At 69.9% G+C, this 19,889-nt stretch carries 19 protein-coding genes; 7 read left to right on the top strand and 12 right to left on the bottom strand.

The window, feature by feature from the left end:
- The first annotated feature begins 91 nt into the window (after nucleotides 1–91).
- A complete protein-coding gene (gene tyrS, locus AC07OH_RS24210) occupies nucleotides 92–1,324 on the top strand; it encodes a tyrosine--tRNA ligase (protein WP_495302401.1) in 1,233 nt (410 codons plus the stop codon).
- A gap of 55 nt (nucleotides 1,325–1,379) precedes the next feature.
- Here tyrS and AC07OH_RS24205 read toward each other — a convergent pair whose 3' ends face one another.
- Together AC07OH_RS24205 and AC07OH_RS24200 are read right to left on the bottom strand one after the other, a co-directional pair.
- A complete protein-coding gene (locus tag AC07OH_RS24205; protein ID WP_159279413.1) occupies nucleotides 1,380–1,994 on the bottom strand; it encodes an OmpA family protein in 615 nt (204 codons plus the stop codon).
- Between the two features lie 4 nt (nucleotides 1,995–1,998).
- Complete coding sequence (locus tag AC07OH_RS24200; protein WP_370870093.1) at nucleotides 1,999–2,484, bottom strand: FecR family protein; 486 nt, start codon at nucleotides 2,482–2,484, stop codon at nucleotides 1,999–2,001.
- Between the two features lie 148 nt (nucleotides 2,485–2,632).
- Between AC07OH_RS24200 and AC07OH_RS24195 the strand changes: the two genes are divergently transcribed.
- Together AC07OH_RS24195 and dtd are read left to right on the top strand one after the other, a co-directional pair.
- Complete coding sequence (locus AC07OH_RS24195; RefSeq protein ID WP_489062541.1) at nucleotides 2,633–3,547, top strand: cation diffusion facilitator family transporter; 915 nt, start codon at nucleotides 2,633–2,635, stop codon at nucleotides 3,545–3,547.
- Entirely contained in the window at nucleotides 3,544–3,987 is a 444-nt protein-coding gene (gene dtd / locus AC07OH_RS24190) for a D-aminoacyl-tRNA deacylase (protein WP_495302400.1), read from the top strand. The genes AC07OH_RS24195 and dtd overlap by 4 nt, the downstream gene beginning before the upstream one ends.
- Here the strand turns inward: dtd and AC07OH_RS24185 are convergent.
- From AC07OH_RS24185 to AC07OH_RS24175, 3 genes are read right to left on the bottom strand one after another with little or no spacing between them, the layout of a single operon-like run.
- Nucleotides 3,959–4,585, bottom strand: a complete 627-nt coding sequence (locus AC07OH_RS24185; RefSeq protein WP_495302399.1) for a class I SAM-dependent methyltransferase — start codon at nucleotides 4,583–4,585, stop codon at nucleotides 3,959–3,961. The two genes, dtd and AC07OH_RS24185, sit on opposite strands and share 29 nt — an antisense overlap.
- 12 nt (nucleotides 4,586–4,597) lie before the next feature.
- Nucleotides 4,598–5,065, bottom strand: a complete 468-nt coding sequence (gene ybeY / locus AC07OH_RS24180) for an rRNA maturation RNase YbeY (RefSeq protein ID WP_495302398.1) — start codon at nucleotides 5,063–5,065, stop codon at nucleotides 4,598–4,600.
- Between the two features lies 1 nt (nucleotide 5,066).
- A complete protein-coding gene (locus AC07OH_RS24175) occupies nucleotides 5,067–6,008 on the bottom strand; it encodes a PhoH family protein (protein ID WP_062479248.1) in 942 nt (313 codons plus the stop codon).
- Nucleotides 6,009–6,176: 168 nt separating this feature from the next.
- Between AC07OH_RS24175 and ruvA the strand changes: the two genes are divergently transcribed.
- The 4 genes from ruvA (at nucleotide 6,177) to AC07OH_RS24155 (ending at nucleotide 10,201) form a co-directional block, all read left to right on the top strand.
- A complete protein-coding gene (ruvA, locus tag AC07OH_RS24170) occupies nucleotides 6,177–6,749 on the top strand; it encodes a Holliday junction branch migration protein RuvA (protein ID WP_056577514.1) in 573 nt (190 codons plus the stop codon).
- Nucleotides 6,746–7,642 carry a hypothetical protein gene (locus tag AC07OH_RS24165; RefSeq protein ID WP_495302397.1) on the top strand — a complete coding sequence of 299 codons (897 nt, stop codon included), beginning with the start codon at nucleotides 6,746–6,748 and terminating at the stop codon, nucleotides 7,640–7,642. The genes ruvA and AC07OH_RS24165 overlap by 4 nt, the downstream gene beginning before the upstream one ends.
- Nucleotides 7,643–7,677: 35 nt before the next feature.
- Nucleotides 7,678–8,670, top strand: coding sequence for a helix-turn-helix domain-containing protein (locus tag AC07OH_RS24160; protein WP_095947951.1), 993 nt, complete (start codon nucleotides 7,678–7,680; stop codon nucleotides 8,668–8,670).
- A 124-nt stretch (nucleotides 8,671–8,794) separates the two neighbouring features.
- Nucleotides 8,795–10,201 carry an aldehyde dehydrogenase family protein gene (locus AC07OH_RS24155; RefSeq protein WP_495302396.1) on the top strand — a complete coding sequence of 469 codons (1,407 nt, stop codon included), beginning with the start codon at nucleotides 8,795–8,797 and terminating at the stop codon, nucleotides 10,199–10,201.
- 34 nt (nucleotides 10,202–10,235) lie between these two features.
- On the opposite strand, the gene AC07OH_RS24150 is transcribed toward AC07OH_RS24155, so the two are convergent.
- From AC07OH_RS24150 to AC07OH_RS24120, 7 genes are all read right to left on the bottom strand, one after another.
- Nucleotides 10,236–11,390: a serine hydrolase domain-containing protein gene (locus AC07OH_RS24150; RefSeq protein ID WP_495302395.1), complete on the bottom strand. Its 1,155-nt coding sequence runs from the start codon at nucleotides 11,388–11,390 to the stop codon at nucleotides 10,236–10,238.
- Complete coding sequence (gene tynA / locus AC07OH_RS24145) at nucleotides 11,387–13,693, bottom strand: primary-amine oxidase (protein ID WP_495302394.1); 2,307 nt, start codon at nucleotides 13,691–13,693, stop codon at nucleotides 11,387–11,389. Before tynA ends, AC07OH_RS24150 begins: the two co-directional genes overlap by 4 nt.
- Nucleotides 13,694–13,762: 69 nt before the next feature.
- Entirely contained in the window at nucleotides 13,763–14,725 is a 963-nt protein-coding gene (locus tag AC07OH_RS24140) for a helix-turn-helix domain-containing protein (protein WP_489062549.1), read from the bottom strand.
- A 126-nt stretch (nucleotides 14,726–14,851) separates the two neighbouring features.
- Nucleotides 14,852–15,847 carry a Bug family tripartite tricarboxylate transporter substrate binding protein gene (locus tag AC07OH_RS24135; RefSeq protein ID WP_495302393.1) on the bottom strand — a complete coding sequence of 332 codons (996 nt, stop codon included), beginning with the start codon at nucleotides 15,845–15,847 and terminating at the stop codon, nucleotides 14,852–14,854.
- 25 nt (nucleotides 15,848–15,872) lie between these two features.
- Complete coding sequence (locus tag AC07OH_RS24130) at nucleotides 15,873–17,147, bottom strand: alkyl sulfatase dimerization domain-containing protein (RefSeq protein WP_495267009.1); 1,275 nt, start codon at nucleotides 17,145–17,147, stop codon at nucleotides 15,873–15,875.
- The gene (locus AC07OH_RS24125; protein ID WP_495302392.1) at nucleotides 17,144–18,481 is read right to left on the bottom strand and encodes a DUF1254 domain-containing protein; all 1,338 of its coding nucleotides are present in this window, start codon (nucleotides 18,479–18,481) and stop codon (nucleotides 17,144–17,146) included. The genes AC07OH_RS24130 and AC07OH_RS24125 overlap by 4 nt, the downstream gene beginning before the upstream one ends.
- A gap of 5 nt (nucleotides 18,482–18,486) precedes the next feature.
- Entirely contained in the window at nucleotides 18,487–19,878 is a 1,392-nt protein-coding gene (locus tag AC07OH_RS24120) for a DUF1254 domain-containing protein (RefSeq protein ID WP_495302391.1), read from the bottom strand.
- Nucleotides 19,879–19,889: the final 11 nt, after the last annotated feature.

Below are 19,889 nucleotides of genomic sequence, written 5' to 3'. Positions count from 1 at the left end.
GGTGCGGAAAAAAAGCGCCGCTTAGAATCCGGCGCTTGAAAAGTCGGGCTGAGTATAGCTTCGGCCACCGGAAAAACCGCCAAAAAAGCCCATGAACGCCGAATCTGTTACATCCACCAGCCTCTCCGATGGTGTAAGACAAGCCCTCGAAATCTCCCTCCGCGGCGCTGACGAGCTGCTGCCGCAGGACGAGTGGGTCAAGAAGCTCCAGAAGGCGGAAACCAGCGGCAAGCCGCTGCGCATCAAGCTGGGCCTGGACCCGACCGCACCGGATATTCATATCGGACACACGGTGGTGCTCAACAAGATGCGCCAGCTCCAGGACCTGGGGCACCGCGTGATCTTCCTGATCGGCGACTTCACCTCGCTGATCGGCGACCCCTCGGGCCGCAACAGCACCCGCCCGCCGCTCACGGCCGAGCAGATCCGGGCCAACGCCGAGACCTACTTCGCCCAGGCCAAGCTGGTGCTGGACGAGTCGAAGACCGAGATCCGCTACAACTCGGAGTGGAGCGACCCGCTGGGCGCGCGCGGCATGATCCAGCTGGCGGCCAAGTACACGGTGGCGCGCATGATGGAGCGCGACGACTTCAACAAGCGCTTCAAGGCCGGCCAGTCGATCTCGGTGCACGAGTTCCTGTACCCGCTGATGCAGGGCTACGACTCGGTGGCGCTCGAAAGCGACCTGGAACTGGGCGGCACGGACCAGAAGTTCAACCTGCTCGTCGGTCGTCACCTCCAGCAGGAATACGGCCAGGAGCCGCAGTGCATACTTACTATGCCGCTGCTCGAAGGGCTCGATGGCGTCGAGAAGATGTCCAAGAGCAAGGGCAACTACATCGGCATCAGCGAAGACGCCAACAGCATGTTCGCCAAGGTGCTGTCGATCTCCGACACGCTGATGTGGCGCTGGTACACGCTGCTGAGCTTCCAGTCGGTGGCGCAGATCGAGGCGCTGAAGGCCGAGATCGCCGGTGGCCGCAACCCGAAGGACGCCAAGGTGGCACTGGCCAAGGAAATCACCGCGCGCTTCCACAGCGCGGCGGCGGCCGATGCGGCGGAGCAGGACTTCATCAACCGCAGCAAGGGCGGCGTGCCCGACGAGATTCCCGAGGTGGCGCTCGGCGGCGCCCCGCTGGGCATCGGCCAGCTGCTCAAGCAGGCCAACCTGGCGTCGTCGTCCGGGGAGGGCAACCGCCTGATCGACGGCGGCGGCGTGCGCATCGATTCGGTCGTGGTGTCCGACAAGGGCCTGAAACTGCCCGCGGGCAGTTATGTGGTGCAGGTCGGCAAGCGCAAGTTTGCGCGGGTGACCCTGAGCTGATCGCAAGAAAAAAAGGCCCCTCGGGGCCTTTTTCAATGGGAGCCTGCGTAAGGGATCAGCGGACCTCGATGGTCACGCGCCGGTTGCGGGGCTCGTCCACCTCGTCGGCGGTCGGCACGGCCAGGTCGCGTTCGCCGCGGCCCACGGCCTCGATGCGGGCGGCCGGGAACTGGCGCTCCACGAAGAGCTGGGCCACTTCCTGTGCGCGGCGGCGCGACAGCTGGTCGTTCTGCTCGCCGGCACCCTTGGTGTCGGTGTGGCCGGTCACCACGATGTCGCCGCCGCTGCGGGCCAGCGCGGCGGTCAATGCCTCGGTCATGATTTGCTGCGACGCCGCCGTCAGCGTGGTGGTGCCCACTTCGAAGAACACCGTGTAGCGCTGCGGAAGCGGCGGGCGCATGTCGAACAGGGGCTTGTTCTCGGCCTGGACCTTGGCCGCGTCGGCCTGGTCGACCACCGGTGCGCCGCTCGCGCCTACTGCGGCCGTGGCGCGCTGGTAGGGCTTGGAGAGCACTTCTTCACCGTCCTTGGCGCGCACCACCACAGCGGAGGGCGTGCCGTCAGCCTGGGGCAGCAGCACCACGCGCGTGCCCGGCGAGGAGCAGGCGGCCAGGAGCAGGGCGACCGTGGTCGCGAGAAGAAGGGAGGAGCGGCGTAACAGTGTCTGCATCTTTTCAGGGTTGGCCGTCGGTCTGCACGATGAAGTCCGTGCCCCGAATGCCGATGGTGGCGGTCTGGGTTTCGACGCGCACGGCGTCGGGGTTGGTCTTGCCGATGAGGCCGGTGATCATGCGCATCGAGCCGCGCAGCAGCGACACCAGCATGCCGCCGTCGCGGGTGGTGCCGTCGAAGTGGAATTCCTTGAGGTCCATGCGCGAGGACGGGCCGACCATCAGCGTGGTGTTGTCGCGCAGCACGACGGCTGCGGAAGAATCCGGACCGGTCACGATGCGATCGACCGCGCCCAGCGCGTCGCCGGGGGCCGCGTTGCGCGTGGCGCCGGCGGCGTCGAGCAGCTGGACGCTGCCGCGCACCGACTTCACGAACCCGGCCTGCGGGGGTGTTGCCGGGGCTGCCGCAGCGGGTGCCTGGGCCTGGGCCAGGGTGGCGGCGCCGACGATGGCGAGCCCGAGGGCGGCGGTCAAAAATTTCTTCATCATTTGCCTCTCTGTGACTGATTGCTTCGCAATGAGCGCAAATATTAAGCCGAAGGCGTTACATATGGTCACGCGGCTGATAATTCAGTCGATTCCTGCGACGTAATGCCCGCGCGCAGAGGCCCTTTTTACCTGATCTTGTTCTTTCTGCATGACGTTGACCCCTAAAACGCTGCTTCGCGTCTCCGTCGCGGTGGCCCTGCTCACCATCCTCCTGAAGGGATGGGCCGGCTACCTGACGAACTCGATGGGCCTGATTTCGGACGCCATGGAGTCCTGCGTCAACCTCGCGAGCGCCATGTTTGCGCTGGCGATGGTCACCATCGCCGAGCGCCCGGCCGACGAAGACCACCCCTACGGCCACCACAAGGCCGAGTACTTCTCGTCCGGCTTCGAGGGCCTGCTGATCGTGGCCGCCGCCATCGCCATCCTGTGGGTGTCGGTGCTGCGGTTGATGGCGCCGCAGCCGCTCGAGCAGCTGGGCTGGGGCCTGGCGCTGTCGGTGATCAGCTCGGGCTTCAACGCGGCGCTGGCGTTCGTGCTGTTCCGCGCGGCGCGCGCGCACCGCTCCATTGCGCTGGAGGCCGACGGGCGCCACCTGATGACCGACGTCTGGACCTCGGTCGGCGTGCTGGTCGGCATCGTGGCCGTGCATTTCAGCGGCTGGCTCTGGCTCGACCCGCTGATCGCCATCGGCGTGGCGCTCAACATCGTGCGCGAGGGCTTCAAGCTCGTGTGGCGCTCGTCGCAGGGCCTGATGGACGAGGCGCTCGATGCCGAGACGCTCGCCACCGTGCGCGCCACGCTCGACGCCTTCGCCGCCAACCATGCCGAGGGCGACCGGCTGCGCTTCGACGACATGGTGACGCGCGGCGCCGGCCAGCGCCGCTTTGCCGACCTGCACATGCACGTGCCCGGCGACTGGACCCTGCAGCGAGCCGCCCACCTGCGCGACGAACTGGAGCAGTCGCTCATGGACGCCGTGCCCGGCCTGCGCGTGACCATTCAACTGCTGCCGCTCACCATGGAAGCGCGCGCCACCCGACTCGAGGACCATCATTCATGAAAGCCATGCTCCAGCGCGTGGCGCACGCCCGCGTCGACATTGCCGGCCAGACCGTCGGCGCCATCGAGGCCGGCCTGCTGGTGCTGTTGTGCGCCGAACGCGGCGACGGCGACAGCGTGGCCGATCGCCTGCTCGCCAAGATCCTCAAGCTGCGCATCTTCTCGGACGACGCCGGCAAGATGAACCGCAGCGTGCAGGACATCGGCGGCGGCCTGCTGGTCGTGAGCCAGTTCACGCTGGCCGCCGACGTGAGCGGCGGCAACCGCCCCAGCTTCACGCTCGCGGCGCCGCCCGACGAGGGCCGCCGGCTCTACGAGTACTTCGTGGCGCAGGCGCGCGGCGCGCACCCGGTGGTGGCGACGGGCGAGTTCGGCGCCGACATGCAGGTGCACCTGCTGAACGACGGGCCCGTCACGATCCCGCTGCAGATGACGGCGTGAACGGCGCAGGGCGAAGCACCGCTTCCCACGCCACCTTCGGTTCGTCGTAGCGCAGCACACGCACCTCCTCGAGGTGCTGCAGCTGCCAGCCGTCGGCAAACAGCCGCTCGACCGCGGCGCGGTCGAAGAAGCGCTTGGGGAAGCCGTCCACCGTGTAGAAAAAATCCTCGTCCCGCCCGCTGGCCGACGGGCCGCGTGCGCCGTGGTGCAGGTCGTTGACCGAATTGAGGCGGCACAGCAGCACGCCACTGGGCCGCAGCACGCGGTGGATGCGCCGCACCAGCGCCAGCGTTTCGTCCCATGCGAAGTAGTGCAGCGACAGGCTCGCGAGCACGGCACCGACCGTGGCGCCCTCCGCCAGCGGCCACGTCTCGCGGAAATCGCCGCAGTGGAACTCGGCCCCTGCGGGCACGCGCTGCCGCGCCTGCGCCAGCGCGTCGGACGACAGCTCGACCGCCACCACCCGCAAGCCGGCGTCGACCAGCGTGGCGGTGTCGCGACCGGCCGCACAGCCCAGTTCGAGCACCGGCCCGTCGCCGGCACATGCGCGCAGCAGCGGCAGCCAGCGCGGCAGCCAGGGATCGGTGTCCGACGCCATCGTGGCCTCTGCTCAGCGCCCGTACGGGCTGCGGATGCCCAGGCCCGCGAGGATCTCGATTTCGTACGCTTCCATCTCGTCCGCGTCGGCGTCGCTGGTCTCGTGGTCCCAGCCCTGCGCGTGCAGCGTGCCGTGCACCAGCAGGTGCGCGTAGTGTGCGGCGAGCGTCTTGCGGTTTTCCCTGGCCTCGCGTGCCACCACGGGCGCGCACAGCACCAGGTCGGCCATCACGACCGGGCCCTGCGCATAGTCGAAGGTGAGCACGTTGGTGGCGTAGTCCTTGCCGCGGAACTCGCGGTTCAGGCGCTGGCCCTCGTCGGCATCGACGATGCGCACGGTGATCTCACCGTCGATGTCCAGCGCATGACGAATCCAGCGGTTCACGCTGTGGCGCGGCAGCGCGGCGCGGTGGCGCTCCACGCCCTTGAAGCGCCCGAACTGCAGTGACAGCGACAGGGCCGGAAGCAAGGAGGCCGCCATGTCAGTGGCCTCCCGAGCGCTTGCGCTGCCCGTCGTAGGCGTCGACGATCTTCGCCACCAGCGGGTGGCGCACCACGTCGGCGCTCGTGAAGTGCGTGGTCGCGATGCCGGCCACGCGCTTGAGCACGCGCTCGGCGTCGATCAGGCCGCTGAGCTGCTGCTTGGGCAGGTCGATCTGGCTCACGTCGCCCGTCACCACCGCCTTGGCGCCGAAGCCGATGCGTGTGAGGAACATCTTCATCTGCTCCACCGAGGTGTTCTGCGCCTCGTCGAGGATCACGAAGGCGTTGTTCAGCGTGCGCCCGCGCATGAAGGCCAGCGGCGCAATCTCGAGCACGTTGCGCTCGAAGGCTTTCTGCACCTTCTCGTAGCCCATGAGGTCGTACAGCGCGTCGTACAGCGGGCGCAGGTAGGGGTCGACCTTCTGCGTCAGGTCGCCCGGCAAAAAGCCCAGGCGCTCGCCTGCTTCCACGGCCGGGCGTGTGAGCACGATGCGCTGCACCGCCGCGCGCTCCAGCGCATCGACCGCGCAGGCCACCGCCAGGTAGGTCTTGCCGGTGCCGGCCGGGCCGATGCCGAAGGTGATGTCGTGCTTGGCGATGTTGTCCAGGTACAGCGCCTGCGTGGGCGTGCGCGCGCGCAGGTCGGCGCGGCGGGTGACGAGCATGGCCGCGTCCTCGTCGCTCATCGAGCCGTCGCCGGCCAGCGTGAGCTGCACCACGGCCGGGTCGATGGCGCGCTGGGCGATCTCGTACAGCGCCTGCAGCACCTCCATGGCGCGCTGCGCCGGGGCCTTGGGGCCGTCGACCTTGAACTGCTCGTGGCGGTGCGCGATCTTCACGCCCAGGGCGTCCTCGATGCGGCGCAGGTGCGCATCCAGCGGGCCGCACAGGTGGCCGAGGCGCGAATTGTTCAGGGGGGTAAAGGTGTGTCGCAGAATCACGCGGTATCCATTTCCATCTAATTGGCAGCCCATGCAAGACCAGCCACGCTCGAAAAAACGCAATCCAAGGCGGGTAACACCGCGGAACCGGCTTTGCCGGGCCGCCGGTGTTGCCCCCTTGAGGGGGGAAGCGGCTACACGAAGTGAGCAAGCAACGGGGGGGAGCCAATGATAGGCAAACTGACCGGCACGCTCGCAGAGCGCAACCCCCCGCAGGTGGTGGTGGACTGCAACGGCGTCGGCTACGAGGTCGACGTGCCGATGAGCACGTTCTACAACCTGCCCAACGTCGGCGCGAAGGTGTCGCTGCTCACGCACTTCGTCGTGCGCGAGGACGCGCAGATTCTCTACGGCTTCGGCACCGCCGAGGAGCGGGCGGCGTTCCGCCAGCTCATCAAGATCACCGGCGTGGGCCCGCGCACCGCGCTGGGCCTGCTCTCGGGCATGAGCGTGGGCGAGCTGGCGCAGGCCATCACCACGCAGGAGCTGGGCCGGCTCGTGAAGATCCCGGGCATCGGCAAGAAGACCGCCGAGCGGCTGCTGCTGGAGCTCAAGGGCAAGCTGGGCGCCGACATCGGCCTGCCGGCGCATGCCGCGTCCGACGCGCAGGCCGACATCCTGCAGGCGCTGGTGGCGCTGGGCTACAGCGACAAGGAAGCCGCGCTCGCGCTGAAGGCGCTGCCGAAGGACGCGAGCGTGAGCGACGGCATCAAGATGGCACTGAAAGCCCTGGCGAAGTGAGTTGGCGGGAGGCGTGGTCGCGCGCGCAGGCGCTGCGCCACGAGTCGGCCGAAACCGACGCCGTGCTCATGCACACGGCCATGGCCTTGTCGGTGCCGATCATCTGGCTCTACGGCTTTGCGGGCGTGGCCTACGGCCAGTTGCCGATGCTGACGCCGGCCGGCTTCGTCGACATGCCGGGCGTCTGCGCATGGCTCACGGCGGTCATGGCTTTCGCGGTCGGCATCCTGTTCATCGACTGGCTGGTGCGCGGCGACGTGGCGCCGCCGCCGGTGCCGCCGTCGATCGTCGTGCGGCACTGGCAGTCGGGCTGGCCCCGGTCGCCGGCGTTGCCGCCCGAGCCCTCTCCCGGCTTCCTGCAGGGCAGCGCCTCGCCGTTTCGCAGCGTGTGCCTGCTCGTCGCGGCCGTGGCCTGCGTGTCGGCGCTGGTGTTCAGCGGCCTCGACACGCTGGGCTGGTCGGTCGTCGCGCGGCCGGGTGGGTTGGCGCCGCTCGCCGAATGGCCGCTGTACCCGCTGCCGTGGATCTGGCCCTGGTTGCTGCCGCTCGCGCGCCAGCCCTTCGCGCTCGGCACCGTCGCGGTCGGCGCGGTGCTGCTCGTCGCGGCGATCTTCATGCGCTGGCGCCGGATGCGCGGCGCTTGGTTTCCGTTCTTCACGGCGCTGCCGATCCTCGTGGCACCGCATTTCCTGGGCGCCGCCGGCTTCGACTACGCCGCCGCGCGCGGGCTCGGCGGCCTCAATGAACCCGCACTGGCGAGTGCGCTCGCGCAGCATCCGGGGCGCTACAACGTCTACACTTTCCTGAGCCTGTGGGGCGGCATCGGTGCCGGCACGGTCGGCCTGGTGCTCGGCTTCTGGTTCGGCCGCTCGCGGGTCATGGACGAGGACTGAGCGCTGGCCCGGCGCCCTGCAAGGAGACACCCTCTGTGAGCGCTTCTTTCTTCGATTCGCCCGCGCACCTGAGCGGCGGCCCGCTGACGCCGCGGATGCGCGCCGAGATGCCGTTCGAGCTCGTCGGCCCGCGTCTGCAGGCCGTGTGCGGCAACTTCACGCCCGTGCCCATGCCGCGCCAGCAGACCGTGTCGGGCGGCATCGAGGTGCGGCGCGCCGGCGGGGTCGACGTGGCGCTCATCGGCCAGAACCTGCAGCGCGTGCACCGCGATGCGCAGGCCATCCGGCGCGACGACCGCGAGCATTTCTTCCTCGTGTTCCAGGACCACGGCGGCGCGCTCATGTGCCAGGGCGCGCAGCAGATCGCGGTGCAGGCCGGCGACATCGTGCTGATCGATTCGGCGCGGCCCTCGGAGTTCGTCTACGACGGCGCCAGCTCGCAGCAGGTGTCGGTGCATCTGCCGCGCGCCGACATGCTCGCGCGCTTCGGCCCCACGCTGCAGGGCGGCGTGTGCGTGCGGCGCGGCGACGCGCTGGGCTTCGCGATGCGCGCCATCCTCGCGCGGCTGCTCGACAGCGGGCAGTCCGACGACGCACACCTGGTCGAGGCCTTTCTCGGCGTGTTCGGCTCGGTGCTGGTCGAGCGCGCGCGGCAGGCGCCGGCGCTGCTGTCGCGCAACGCCGGCGAGGGCGTGTTGCGCCGCGCGATGGACCACGTGGCGCTGCAGTTCCACGACCCGGCCTTCCATGCGGGCGAACTGGCGCGGCACCTGGGCGTGTCGCCACGGCTGCTGCAGCGGGCCTTCGAGGCCTTGGGCGTTTCGCCGAGCCGCCACATCCTCGACACCCGGCTGGCGGCGGCGCGTGCCGCGCTCGATGCGGCGGCCCGGCAGGGCGGCCCCGCGCCGGCCATCGCGGTGGTCGCCTACGACTGCGGCTTCAACGACCTGTCGTTCTTCTACCGCGAGTTCCGCAAGCGCTACGGCGTGCCGCCGGGGCGCCTGGCGCTTGGACCCCTGACGCACTGACTGACGCCTGAGTCCATTCGCTGACGCCTGGCTCCAAGACGCCGGCCCCTGCTTTTCCTAAAGTGACCCGGCGCGCCCGCCCTGCGGCGGCGCGCGCCAGCGTCAACCCAACCAGGACAAAGCAATGCAAGAGACAAGAATGACGATCGGCGGTCGCGCGGTGCCAGGCACGGCCTCCTTCGAAGTGCGCAACCCCGCCAACGGCCAGGTGATCGGCACCGCGCCGAACGGTTCGCGCGACGACCTCGCCGCCGCCGTGGCCGCCGCGCAGAACGCCTTCACGAGCTGGTCGCGCAAGTCCGACGACGAACTGGCCGTCGCCTGCCGCGCCGTGACCGAGAAGATCGGCGCGCACGCCGAAGAGCTGGCGCGCCTGCTCACGCTGGAGCAGGGCAAGCCGCTCAACGGCCTGGGCTCGCGCTGGGAGCTGGGCGGCGCCGCGGCCTGGGCCGGCGCCACCGCGGCGCTGTCGCTGCCGCCGCGCGTGCTGCAGGACAACGCGCAGGGCCATGTCGAGATCTTCCGCAAGCCCGTGGGCGTGGTCGGCTCGATCACGCCGTGGAACTTCCCCGTGCTGATCGCCGTGTGGCACGTGCTGCCGGCGCTGCGCACGGGCAACACGGTCGTCATCAAGCCCTCGCCCTACACGCCGCTGGCCACGCTGCGCTTTGTCGAGCTGCTCAACGAGGTGCTGCCCGAAGGCGTGGTCAACAGCGTGAGCTGCGACGACCGCACCTCCAACCTCGGCGCCGACATGGCGAGCGACCCGGTCATCCGCAAGATCGTGTTCACCGGCTCCTGCGCCACCGGCAAGAAGGTGATGCAGTCGGCCGCCAGCACCATGAAGCGCCTCACGCTCGAACTCGGCGGCAACGACGCCGGCATCGTGCTGCCCGACGCCGACCCCAAGGCCATCGCCGAAGGCCTGTTCTGGGGCGCGTTCCTCAACAACGGCCAGACCTGCGCGGCCATGAAGCGCCTGTACGTGCACGCCAGCATCCACGACGAGGTGTGCGAGCACCTCGCGGCCTTCGCGAAGCAGGTGCCGATGGGCGACGGCATGGACGAGAAGAACGTGCTCGGCCCGGTGCAGAACCGCATGCAGTTCGACAAGGTTGCGCGGCTCGTGGCCGACGCGAAAAAGAAGGGCCAGGTGCTCACGGGCGGCGAACCGGGCGAGGGCCTGTTCTTCCCCGCGACCATCGTCGCGGGCCTGAAGAACGGCGATGCGCTGGTCGACGAAGAACAGTTCGGGCCCGCGTTGCCCGTCATCCGCTACACCGATGTCGAAGAGGCCATCCGCGCCGCCAACGACAGCGAGAACGGTCTGGGCGGTTCCGTGTGGTCGAAGGACATCGAACACGCGAAGCGCATCGCCTCACGCCTGGAGTGCGGCTCGGTGTGGATCAACAAGCACGGCGCCATCCAGCCCAACGCGCCCTTCGGCGGCGTGAAGGCCTCGGGGCTCGGCGTGGAGTTCGCGGAAGAAGGGCTGAAGGAGTACACCGACGCGCAGGTGATCTTCTCCTGACGCGTTGCAGAGCGTGGCGCGCGCCACGCTCTGGTCAGTTGCGCAGCGCGGCGGTCAGTGCGCCGAGCAGCGCATCGGTCTCGACCAGGCTCGGCGGATGGATCGGCGCCGGCCAGGTGCTGTGGATCGCGACCACGAGCCGTTCCTTCGGGTGGATGTAGACCTGCTGGCCGAAGATGCCGAGCGCGGCGAACAGGCCGCCGTCGAGTTCGGGCAGCGCCTTCGCGCCGGTCGGGAAGGTCCACCACTGGTAGCCGTACCCCATCGGTTCGAAGCCCGCGAGCGTGCCGGGCGCGAGGTGGCTGGTTGCATCGACGCGCGTGGCGTCGGCCACCCAGCCGTCGGGCAGCACCCGCTGGCCGCCGGCCACGCCGCCGCCGAGCACGAACAGGCCGAAGCGCCCGAAGTCGCGCAGCGTGGCGTTCACGCCGCTGCCGGTGAACTCCTGGCCGTCGACCGCATCGAGCTGCCAGTAAGCGTCGGCCTCCATGCCGAAGGGCGCCCAGATTTTTTCCGAGAGGTAGTCGCTGATCGGCCGGCGGATCGCGCTGGCCAGGATCTCACCGACCAGGCAGGTCTCGCCGGTGCTGTAGTTGAAGCGCGTGCCCGCCGGTGCCACGCGCGGGCGCTTCGCCATGAACGCCAGCACCGCGCCTTTTTCGCGCGTGAGCTGCACGCGCATCAGCTGGCGCCGGTCGGAGTCGGCGTCGAGGTAGTCCTCGTTCCAGGCCACGCCCGAGCTCATCTGCAGCACCTGCTTCACCGTCACGTCGTCGTAGGCCGAACCGCGCAGCGCGGGCAGGTAGCGCACCACCGGGTCGTCGAGGCTGGCGATGTGGCCATCTTTCACGGCCGCGCCAACCAGCGTGGAGGTCAGCGATTTCGCGACGGAGAACGACAGCCACTTCGTCGCCGCGTCGTTGCCCATGGCGTAGCGCTCGAGCACGACATGGCCGTCCTTGATCACCAGCAGCCCGGCCGTGTGGTTGCGCGCCATGAAGCCGTCGATGCCGAAGCGCTGCGCATCGACCGGCGTGCCCTCGGGCAGCGGATGCACCTGCGTGCCGCGCCGGATCGCGCGCGTCGCGTAGAGCCGGTCCATCTGGCGGTAGGTCGGCGCCTGCAGCGCGGGCGCCAGCGTCATCAGGTCTTCGTAGCGGCCGATAGCCTCGTTGCTTGCGGCGGTCATTTCGCAGGCCGGTTCAGCCCCAGCGTCGGCGTCTCGTCGAAGAAGTTCCAGGGCTTGAGCAGCGCATGCACCCACTCGGTCGGCATGATCGGCCACTCCTCGGCGCGCGCGACGTGCGTGGTGCCGGTGGTGAGCCACACCACGTTGTCGGTGTTCACGATCTCCTGGTTGTCGGCCGTGAACTGGCCCAGGCCCGTGTCCTTGTTGGAGCGGTTCGGGTACTTGCCTTCGGGGAACAGCTCCTCGGGGTCGTAGCGCGTCACCCAGAGCTGGCGGTCCATGAAGCTCAGGCGGTGGTTGATCCACTCGTCCTTCGCGAAGTTGGCGCCCTTGGCAATCGGGTGCGTGCCGCCCGCGTACGGAATGAGCTGGTACGAGATCGGGTTGCCGACCTTGTTGTTCTTCGCCGGGTTGCTCAGCAGGCGGATGGTCGAGGGGTCGAACTTCTGCGCCGCCTGCTGCTCGGTGCGCACCGTGCGCTGCACCGACTGCATGGTGCTGGTGCGCGGGCCGCCGCGCGTGTTGGGCAGCACCACGGGGTCGACCTCGGTGAGCGTGTTCTGCTCGCCGTCCACATCGAGGTCGAGGCGGAAGTTGTAGATGTGCTGGTGCGTGGTGCCGACGATGTGGTGGTCCAGCAGCGTGCCGTAGCGCGTGTCCTCGGCGGCCGTGGGGTCCTGCATGGTGCGCGCCTTCACGCCCTTCACGGCTTCGATGCCGGTGGCGCCGGCGTGGATGCCGATGGTGCCGTTCTCGGCGAACACCCAGTCGAACAGGTAGTCGTAGTTGCCCACCGTGCTGATCCAGCGCACCACCAGCTCGCGCCGCTCGGTGCTGATGTTGGGCTTGCCCATCTCCTGGTGCTTGAACTCGGGGTCGGCATAGCGCTCGAAGACGGCGATGGCGCGCGGCACCTTGGTGGGGGCGCCGGTGTAGTCGGCCAGCGTGGCGTCCAGCAGCACGGCGTTCTGCGGAGCGTCCTTGTTCGGCTCGATGGGCGAGGTGAGCGTGCCCATGCCGTACTCGCCCGAGTCGAGGTAGGCCTTGAAGTACCAGCCGGTGTCGGGGTCGCCGTAGGGCACGATCATGCCGCCCAGCGAGCCTTCGTACATCACCTTGCGCTTCGTGCCCTTGTCGTTGTAGGTGACGGTGGACAGCACCAGGCCCACGCGCGAGTCGAGCCGCACGTGGAAGTCCCAGTTGCGCCAGTGCATCGTGTGGCCGGTGATCGTGTAGTTCTTGCCCTCGGGCTCGGTGATCTCCAGCGGCTTGGGCGCGGGCGTGGCCGCGCGGTCGCGCCCGTCGTAGGGCGTGGGCTTGAGCGGCACGGGCACCAGGCCGCCGTCCTCGATCTTGATGACCTTCTTCTGTTCCAGGTCGACCACTGCCACCAGGCCCTCGATGGGGTGCGCCCAGTAGTTGCCGTCGCCCACGTCCAGGTAGCTCACCACCTTCAGCAGGCGGTCTTCCTGGCGCAGCGAATCCTTGCCGTCGAAGTAGCCCACGGTGAGCGGCGTGGCCACCACCTTCTTCACGTCGGCGATGCCGCGCGTGGCGAGCGCCTTGGCGTAGTCGGGGCTGGCCTCGATGGCGCTCTGCACGGTGGCGAAGTCGTCCAGCAGCACCATGCCGTGCGCGCCTTCGATCGGCTTCCATGCGGTGAGCGTGCGCGCCGCGAGGTCGACCGTGCCTTCGATGACCTTCTTGCCGTCCAGCGCCACGAAGGCCGCCTGGCGCGGCGCGCGCACGGGCTGGCCGGTGAGCGCGAAGTTCCAGACCTCGTCCTTGGGCGGGCGCTTCACGCTGATCTCGGTGAAGCGCAGGCCCGTCTTGTAGCGCCCCGAGGCCTTCAGCACCTCGAGCGTGGCCTGGATCTCGGCTTCGGTGAGCGGGTTCATCGGGTTGGGCACGCGCTCGACCACGAAGGTCTTGTCCAGGCTGGACTGGAACACCTGGTTCACGAAATCGTGCGGCACGTAGGCCGCGCCCTTGCGCATGGTCACGGGCACGTCGAGCTGCATCGGCTGGCCGTTGACCAGCGCCGTCTTCGAGCCGGGCTTCAGGCGCACCAGCGTGCCGTTGCGCGCCACGGTGAACACGTTGGCAAAGCTGTCCCAGCGCAGCGTGCCGCCGAAGTCTTCCACCGTCTTCTTCAGCGGCACCATGTGGGCCGCGCCGCCGTGGGCCCGGGCCGGCTCAGTGCTCAGGGGGCCGAGGGCGAGCGCCAGGGCAGAGGCCAGGGCGGTGCCCAGGAGACGCCGTGCGGCGCCGCGGCCGGGCGTTCGGTGGTAGCTGCTGCGCATGGCTGCATCCTTCTTCGCGTGTGGTGGTGGACAACCGCGAAGGTAAGAGCGCCGCCGGCGCGGGCGTTATCAAGATTTGGCAAACCACCGCGCGCGCGTGGCGGACGGCAGCTCGCCGAACAGGCGCGCGTAGTCGATGGCAAAGCGCGACAGGTGCCAGAAGCCCCAGCGCGCGGCGATGTCGCCGATGGTGTCGTCGCGGCAGGCCTGCATCTCGCAGCGCACGCGGTTCAGGCGCATCACGCGCAGGTAGGTGACGGGGCTCAGGTGCAGCACGTCCTCGAAGGCGTACTGCAGCGAGCGGCGCGACACGCCGGTGGCCGCGCACAGGTCGGGCACGCTGATGGGCTCGTCGGCGTGCGCCTGCATGTACTCGCGCGCCTTGGCCACGATGTGGCGCCGCGCCGCCGAACTGGCGGGCAGCCGGGCCTCGAAGGCCTCGGAGCCCATGCACTGCAGCACCGCGTCGGCCAGCGACAGCGACAGCATGTGGCGCGCGGCCGGCTGCTCCAGCTGCGCGAGGTTGTCGCGTGCCAGCGACAGGGCGGCGCCCAGCAGGCGGGTGAAGGCGGTTTCGTCGAAGCCGGGGTGCTGCACCGGCGCGGGCGCCGGCATGCGCAGCGCGAAGTCGGGGCCGAACAGGGTGGTGGCCAGCTTCGCCAGCGGTTCGGTGTCGACGCACACGGCCATCAGGTCCATGCCGGCGCCGGCCAGCAGCTCGAACTCGCGCTGCGGCGACAGCGCGATGAGCCGCCGCCCGTCGAGGTCGTGGCCGCAGTACCAGCTGCCGGGGGCCGTCACGTCGATCACGGCCAGGCACAGGGCGCCCGGGCGGCCGTGGCCGTGCTGCAGCACCGTCTGGTTGGCGTGTTCGTGGAACACCTGCACGAAGTCCAGGTGCAGGTCTTCGGACAGCCCCTCGAAGCGGCCGTTCGACAGCTGCTCGTAGTGCTGCTTCCAGGTGCCCACGCCCGAGGCTTGGGCCTGGGCTTCGGCGGTGAGTTGTCGGCTGAAATGAAGAAGCTCGGTCATGGTGCGCGCTGGCGCAGTTGCCATCGCCCCACCGATGAGCAGAAACCGTGCCTGTCACGGCGCAGTGTGTGGGAAGCGCCGCCGGCCGACCATGTTGCTTACCCTTGGTCGGGTCCGCTCAGGTGCTCATTCGAGCGTCAGGCCGATGTCCTTCACCAGCGCGCCCCAGTCGCGCAGGTCGCTGCGGATGGTGGCGGTGAACTGCTCGGGCGTGTTCTGCGGCAGGTCGTTGAAGTTCAGCTCGTACATGCGGCGCACCACCGCGGGGTCGCGCAGCACCTGGTTCACGGCCTCGTTGAGCTTCTTCACGATCGCCGGCGGCGTCTTGGCCGGCGCCAGCAGGCCGTACCAGGCGTAGGTGGTGAAGGGGTAGCCGCTCTCGGTCATGGTCGGCACGTCGGGCAGCATCGGGATGCGCGAGGGGCCGCTGTTGGCCAGCGCGCGGATGCGGCCGGCGCGCACGATCTCCACGGTCGAGGAGATGTCGGCGAAGGCCGCATCGACCTGGCCGCCCACGAGGTCCTGCACGCAGGGGCCGCTGCCCTTGTAGGGCACGTGCGTCATGACGAGGCCGGCCTGCTTCTTCAGGCTTTCCATCGCCAGGTGGCCGCCCGAGCCGTTGCCCCATGAGCAGTAGCTGAGCTTGTCGGGCCGCGCCTTGGCGTAGGCGACGAACTCCTGGATCGTCTTCACCGGCAGGTCCTTGCGCACCAGCAGCAGGTTGCCGCCGCGCCCGACCTGGGCGATGGGCATGAAGTCCTTCAGCGGGTCGTAGGGCAGCTTCTTGTAGAGGCTGGGGTTCACCACCATCGTCGCGGCGTAGGTGAACAGCAGCCGGTAGCCGTCGGGCGTGGAACGCGCCACCACCTCGCTGCCGAGGATGCCGTTGGCGCCCGGGCGGTTGTCGACCACGAAGGGCTGCTTCAGGATCTTGCCGAGGCCGTCGCCGATGATCCGCGCGATGGTGTCGGTGCCGCCGGCCGCCGCGGTGGGCACCACCAGCGTCACGGGCTTGTCGGGGTAGCTGCTGTCGCCCTGCGCGTGGCTGGCAACGGCCAGCGTGGCCAGGGAACAGGCGGCGAGCATGCGCAGGCCGAAGCGGAATGGTGTTGTCGTTGTCATGGTCCGTGTCTCCGATGGAAAGGCCTCAGCGGATGCCGAAGCGCGCCTGCGTGCCCTGTTCGATCATGTCCGCGCCCACGCGATACAGGTTGCGCGAGACGTAACTGGGCACTTCGCGTGCCCGCTCGCGCAGCCATTCGGCCTTGAGCGAGCGCGCCTCGGCGATCTCGGTGGCTTCGCCCTCGGCGGTGGCCAGCAGGTCGATCACGTGCAGCGCGAGCTGCCACTGCTTGCCAGCAGCCAGCGCGCGTGCCTGGTCGATCACGCCGCGCTTGTCGGTGATGGCGTCGGCCACCGCGCGGCCGATGGCCTCGGGCGCGGCCGGATGCAGCGAGGTCGGGTTGCGGTCCCACCAGCCGTTCTCCGAGCGGTAGATGTCGCGCACGATGTAACCCGGGTCGCCGTAGGTGGGCTTCATCCACTCGACCGCGAACAGCTCGTCGGGAAAGCGGATGCGCGCCAGGATGTCGCGCTCGTTGAGCCCCTCGTTCATGAGCCGCACCACCTCGGCGCGCACCCAGCGCAGCGCGCGGGCCGTGTGCACGAGCACGTGCTGCACCTGGTCTTCGCCCTCGAGCGTGGCGCCGAATTCGCGCACCGCCTTGCGCGGCTTCAACGCCGCCAGCGCCTCCAGCGTGTCGGCCCAGCGCACCGTGTCGCGCATCGTGCGAAAGGGCGTGCCGATGTTGGGAATGGAGTCGATCAGCGCCGCGCCGCCGTACAGCACGCGCTGCGCCGGGCTCCACAGCGCGATCGCGTCGTCGGTTTCCGAGGGCGCCCAGCGCAGCTCGATGCGACGCTCGCCGCTGCCGATCTGCAGCACGTCGTCGAAGGTCTCGGTGGGCGGGTGCGTCACCAGCCGGTGGTCGAAGAAGCCGGCGGGGCGGTTGAACTGGATCTCGGCCATGCGGTGCTGCAGGGCCAGCGTCTCGCGGTAGCGCGCCAGGCGGCGCGGCACGTTGCGGTGCGCAATGATGCGCGGCGGCGCATCGCCGCGCGCGGCGGCATGGGCCAGCCACATCGGCACGCCGGCGTTGTAGCCGATGTGGCCGTGGCTGAAGCACAGCGCATGCACCGGCGCGTCGCTGAGCTGGCGCAGCGCGTCGATCATGCCCTGCGTCACCGAGCCGCCCGGGCCGGCGTCGATCACGACCAGGCCCACGTTGGTCTCGGCCACGAACGATTGGCCCTGCCCGCGCAGGATGTGCAGGCCGGGCGCCACGGTCTCGGTGCCGGTGCCGACGATGAGGAAGGGCTTTTCTTCTTCGGTTGCCTGGGGTTTTTCAGCGGTGGCGCTCATGCGGAATCCTTGGTGACGGTGAGGGGCGGCAGCTGGTAGCGGCCGTCGAGCAGTTCGGCGCGCGGCACGTAGGCGCGCAGGCACAGGTAGAAGCTGCCTTCGGGCGCCGGCAGCCAGTTCGCGAGCGCGGCCTCGCCGTCGGGGCGCGCATGCTGGATGTGCAGCGTGAGCCCGCCGTCCGCATCGCGCCGCAGCCCCGGCGTGCGGTCGCCGACGGCGTAGCGGTCGATCGGGTTGTCGACCAGCATGTAGTCGCGCGTGTCGTACATCGTGAGCGACCAGAAGGCATCGACCGGCGGCAGCGCGTCGGGCGCGAAGCGCAGCGTGTAGCGGCGCTGGCCGGTGAGCGGCTCGCCTGCGGCGTCGTGCCAGGCCATGGGGTAGGTGGCCTCGCGGCTTTCGAGCATGCCGATGTACTTGAGCGCGATCAGCGCGCGCGCCAGGTGGTCGTCGCCGAAGGAACCTTCCACGAGCGGCATCTGCACCCAGCCCGAGGCCGTGGTGCGGCCCGACTGCGCCTCGCGCAGCCGCGGCAGCACGGTGTCGAGCGCGGCCTGCAGCGCGGCGCGCTGGCCGTCGTCGAGCGCGCCCGCGCCGGGGCTGATCCCGAGCGCCGCATAGCGCGCGAGCCGCGCCGCATCGCCAGCCGGCGGTGCGTTGTCGCGCAGCGCCGCGTTCACCTGTGCGGCGAAGTGTTCGGCCGTGAGCGGCGCCTTCGGGTCGCAGGCCGGATCGAAGGCGCGCGGCGCCGAGCGGCGGCCGGCCTCCCAGTCGGCCAGCGTGCGCACGAGAAAGCCGTCCTGCAGTGCGTTGACGGCCGGCACGTCCTGCGGGCCGTCGACCAGCAGGCGTCCGATGATCCACAGCCAGCGCGTGGGCGCCTCGATGCGCGCGCCCGGTGCATCGAAGGCCGCGGGCAGTGTGCCGCGCCATCCCGGCGGCGTGACCACGAAGGCGCGCGCCGCCGTGCCCGTGAGGCGCTGCCCCAGGTGGGCGAAGGGGTTGGTGAAGAAGTCGAGCAGGCCCAGCACGTAGTAGCGCCCGGCCGTGTCGGGCACGTCGATCACGAGCGGGCCCTCGCCCAGGTCGAGCCAGGCGTTGGTGTAGAGCGTGTCGTTGTTCGGCGTGACGACGCGGCTCTTGCCCGCGCCCAGCAGCTGGCGCGCGTGCGTGAACACGTTGCACCAGCGCAGCGGCTTGGGCGCCTCGCCGGCGGCGTCGGTGCGCTGCGGCGAGGTGGCCGCGCGCATGCGGCACATCTCGTACAGCGGGTAGGCGTAGACCACGGCCTCTTCGGCCAGGGCTTGCAGGGTGGCGTCGGTGTGCGGTTGCATCGTGCTCAGCCCTGTTGTGCCTGCAGCGCCGGGATGCGCCAGCTCTGCACGCCTTCGCGCGGGTAGTACATGCGCAGGATCAGGTAGAAGCGCCCGGCCGGCGCGGGCAGCCAGTTGGCGGCGTCGGCGGGGCGCGCGTGGCTCACCACCAGTTCGAGGCTGCCGTCGGCGTTGCGCTTCAGCCCGGGCGTGCGGTCGCCGATGGCGTGGCGGCGGATGTCGTTGGGGTAGAGAAAACGGTCGGTGTCGTACAGCGTGACCGACCAGAAGGCGTCGGCGGGCGGCAGGTCGCCGGCCTCGAAGCGCATCGTGTAGCGGCGCTGGCCGTCCAGCGGTTCCTGCGTGACGTCGTGGTGCGCGGCGGCATACACCGCCTCGCTGGTGGCCAGCGCGCCCAGGCCCAGGTAGGCGGTGCGCGCGCGGCCGAGGAACTCGTTGCCGTAGCGGCCGGTGGCCGGCGTCATCGACCAGGGCTTGGGCCGGCGGTTGCGGCCTACCGCGCCCACCAGCTGCACGCCCTCGGCGAAGCCTTCGATCAGGCCTTCGCGCAGCGGTGCTTCGAGTGCGTCCCACGAGAACGCGGCGTTCGCCAGCAGCCCGCCCTGGCCGAACCACGCCACGAGGCCGCGGTCTTCCACGCGGCCCGGCGCCTCGGCCAGCGCATGGCACACGTTGGTGAAGAAGCGCGGCGCCACCTGCGCGGCCGGCTCGCCGTGCTCGAAGGCGGCGGCCATGGCGTCCTCGTGCGGACCGGCCCACTGTTCGATGGCGGCCGGGCGGCCCTGCAGCACGGTGCCGGGCGCGGGCTTCAGTTGGATCTCCGACTGCAGCGCGCGCGCGGCCGGCCAGTCGCTTTCATCACCCACCAGGATGCGGCCGATGAGCCAGACCAAGTCGGTCGGGCAGCGCACCACGCGGTGGGCGGCGGCGAGCGATTCCGGCACCGTGCCGCCGGGGCCCACGAGCACCACGGTCTCGCCCTCGGGGTTGCAGTTGCGCGGGCCCAGGTTCTCGAAGTTCTCGGTGTAGGCGTCGTACAGCGGCAGCACGAAGTAGCGCCCCGGATGCCGCGCCGACGCGGGCACCGTGAGCAGCATCGGCCCGTGCGCCAGGTGCAGCCAGGCCATGGTGTAGAGCAGGTCGTTGGCGGGCGTGACCACGTCGCGGTCTTCGTGGGTGGACGGGCGCGGCGCGTGGTGCAGCGTGTTCAGCGGCGCGCGCACGTCGGAGCCGGCCGAGGCGCCGCTGCGGCGTTCGGCGCGCGGCGCGGTCTGCAGGGCGCAGGTGCGGTAGGTCTCGGTGAGCGGATAGCCGTAGACGAAGGCGGCCAGGCCGATGGAACGGGCGAGCGCCTTGCGGGCGGCGGCGATGTCGGGCACGGGAGCGGGAGCGTTCATGGGAAAGACCT

This window comes from Variovorax sp. GW821-FHT10C12, from assembly GCF_059415405.1.
Note: the sequence above shows the minus strand (reverse complement) of the source record. Positions and strands in the feature narration are given on the sequence as shown.

Excerpts from the sequence above, each read along its gene's own strand:
- tynA (WP_495302394.1), bottom strand. The coding sequence starts at position 13,693 with ATGCGCAGCAGCTACCACCGAACGCCCGGCCGCGGCGCCGCACGGCGT.
- AC07OH_RS24140 (WP_489062549.1), bottom strand. The coding sequence starts at position 14,725 with ATGACCGAGCTTCTTCATTTCAGCCGACAACTCACCGCCGAAGCCCAG.
- tyrS (WP_495302401.1), top strand. The coding sequence starts at position 92 with ATGAACGCCGAATCTGTTACATCCACCAGCCTCTCCGATGGTGTAAGA.
- ruvA (WP_056577514.1), top strand. The coding sequence starts at position 6,177 with ATGATAGGCAAACTGACCGGCACGCTCGCAGAGCGCAACCCCCCGCAG.
- AC07OH_RS24125 (WP_495302392.1), bottom strand. The coding sequence starts at position 18,481 with ATGCAACCGCACACCGACGCCACCCTGCAAGCCCTGGCCGAAGAGGCC.
- AC07OH_RS24200 (WP_370870093.1), bottom strand. The coding sequence starts at position 2,484 with ATGATGAAGAAATTTTTGACCGCCGCCCTCGGGCTCGCCATCGTCGGC.
- AC07OH_RS24205 (WP_159279413.1), bottom strand. The coding sequence starts at position 1,994 with ATGCAGACACTGTTACGCCGCTCCTCCCTTCTTCTCGCGACCACGGTC.
- AC07OH_RS24120 (WP_495302391.1), bottom strand. The coding sequence starts at position 19,878 with ATGAACGCTCCCGCTCCCGTGCCCGACATCGCCGCCGCCCGCAAGGCG.
- ybeY (WP_495302398.1), bottom strand. The coding sequence starts at position 5,065 with ATGGCGGCCTCCTTGCTTCCGGCCCTGTCGCTGTCACTGCAGTTCGGG.
- AC07OH_RS24130 (WP_495267009.1), bottom strand. The coding sequence starts at position 17,147 with ATGAGCGCCACCGCTGAAAAACCCCAGGCAACCGAAGAAGAAAAGCCC.
- AC07OH_RS24135 (WP_495302393.1), bottom strand. The coding sequence starts at position 15,847 with ATGACAACGACAACACCATTCCGCTTCGGCCTGCGCATGCTCGCCGCC.
- AC07OH_RS24150 (WP_495302395.1), bottom strand. The coding sequence starts at position 11,390 with ATGACCGCCGCAAGCAACGAGGCTATCGGCCGCTACGAAGACCTGATG.
- AC07OH_RS24155 (WP_495302396.1), top strand. The coding sequence starts at position 8,795 with ATGCAAGAGACAAGAATGACGATCGGCGGTCGCGCGGTGCCAGGCACG.
- dtd (WP_495302400.1), top strand. The coding sequence starts at position 3,544 with ATGAAAGCCATGCTCCAGCGCGTGGCGCACGCCCGCGTCGACATTGCC.
- AC07OH_RS24185 (WP_495302399.1), bottom strand. The coding sequence starts at position 4,585 with ATGGCGTCGGACACCGATCCCTGGCTGCCGCGCTGGCTGCCGCTGCTG.
- AC07OH_RS24195 (WP_489062541.1), top strand. The coding sequence starts at position 2,633 with ATGACGTTGACCCCTAAAACGCTGCTTCGCGTCTCCGTCGCGGTGGCC.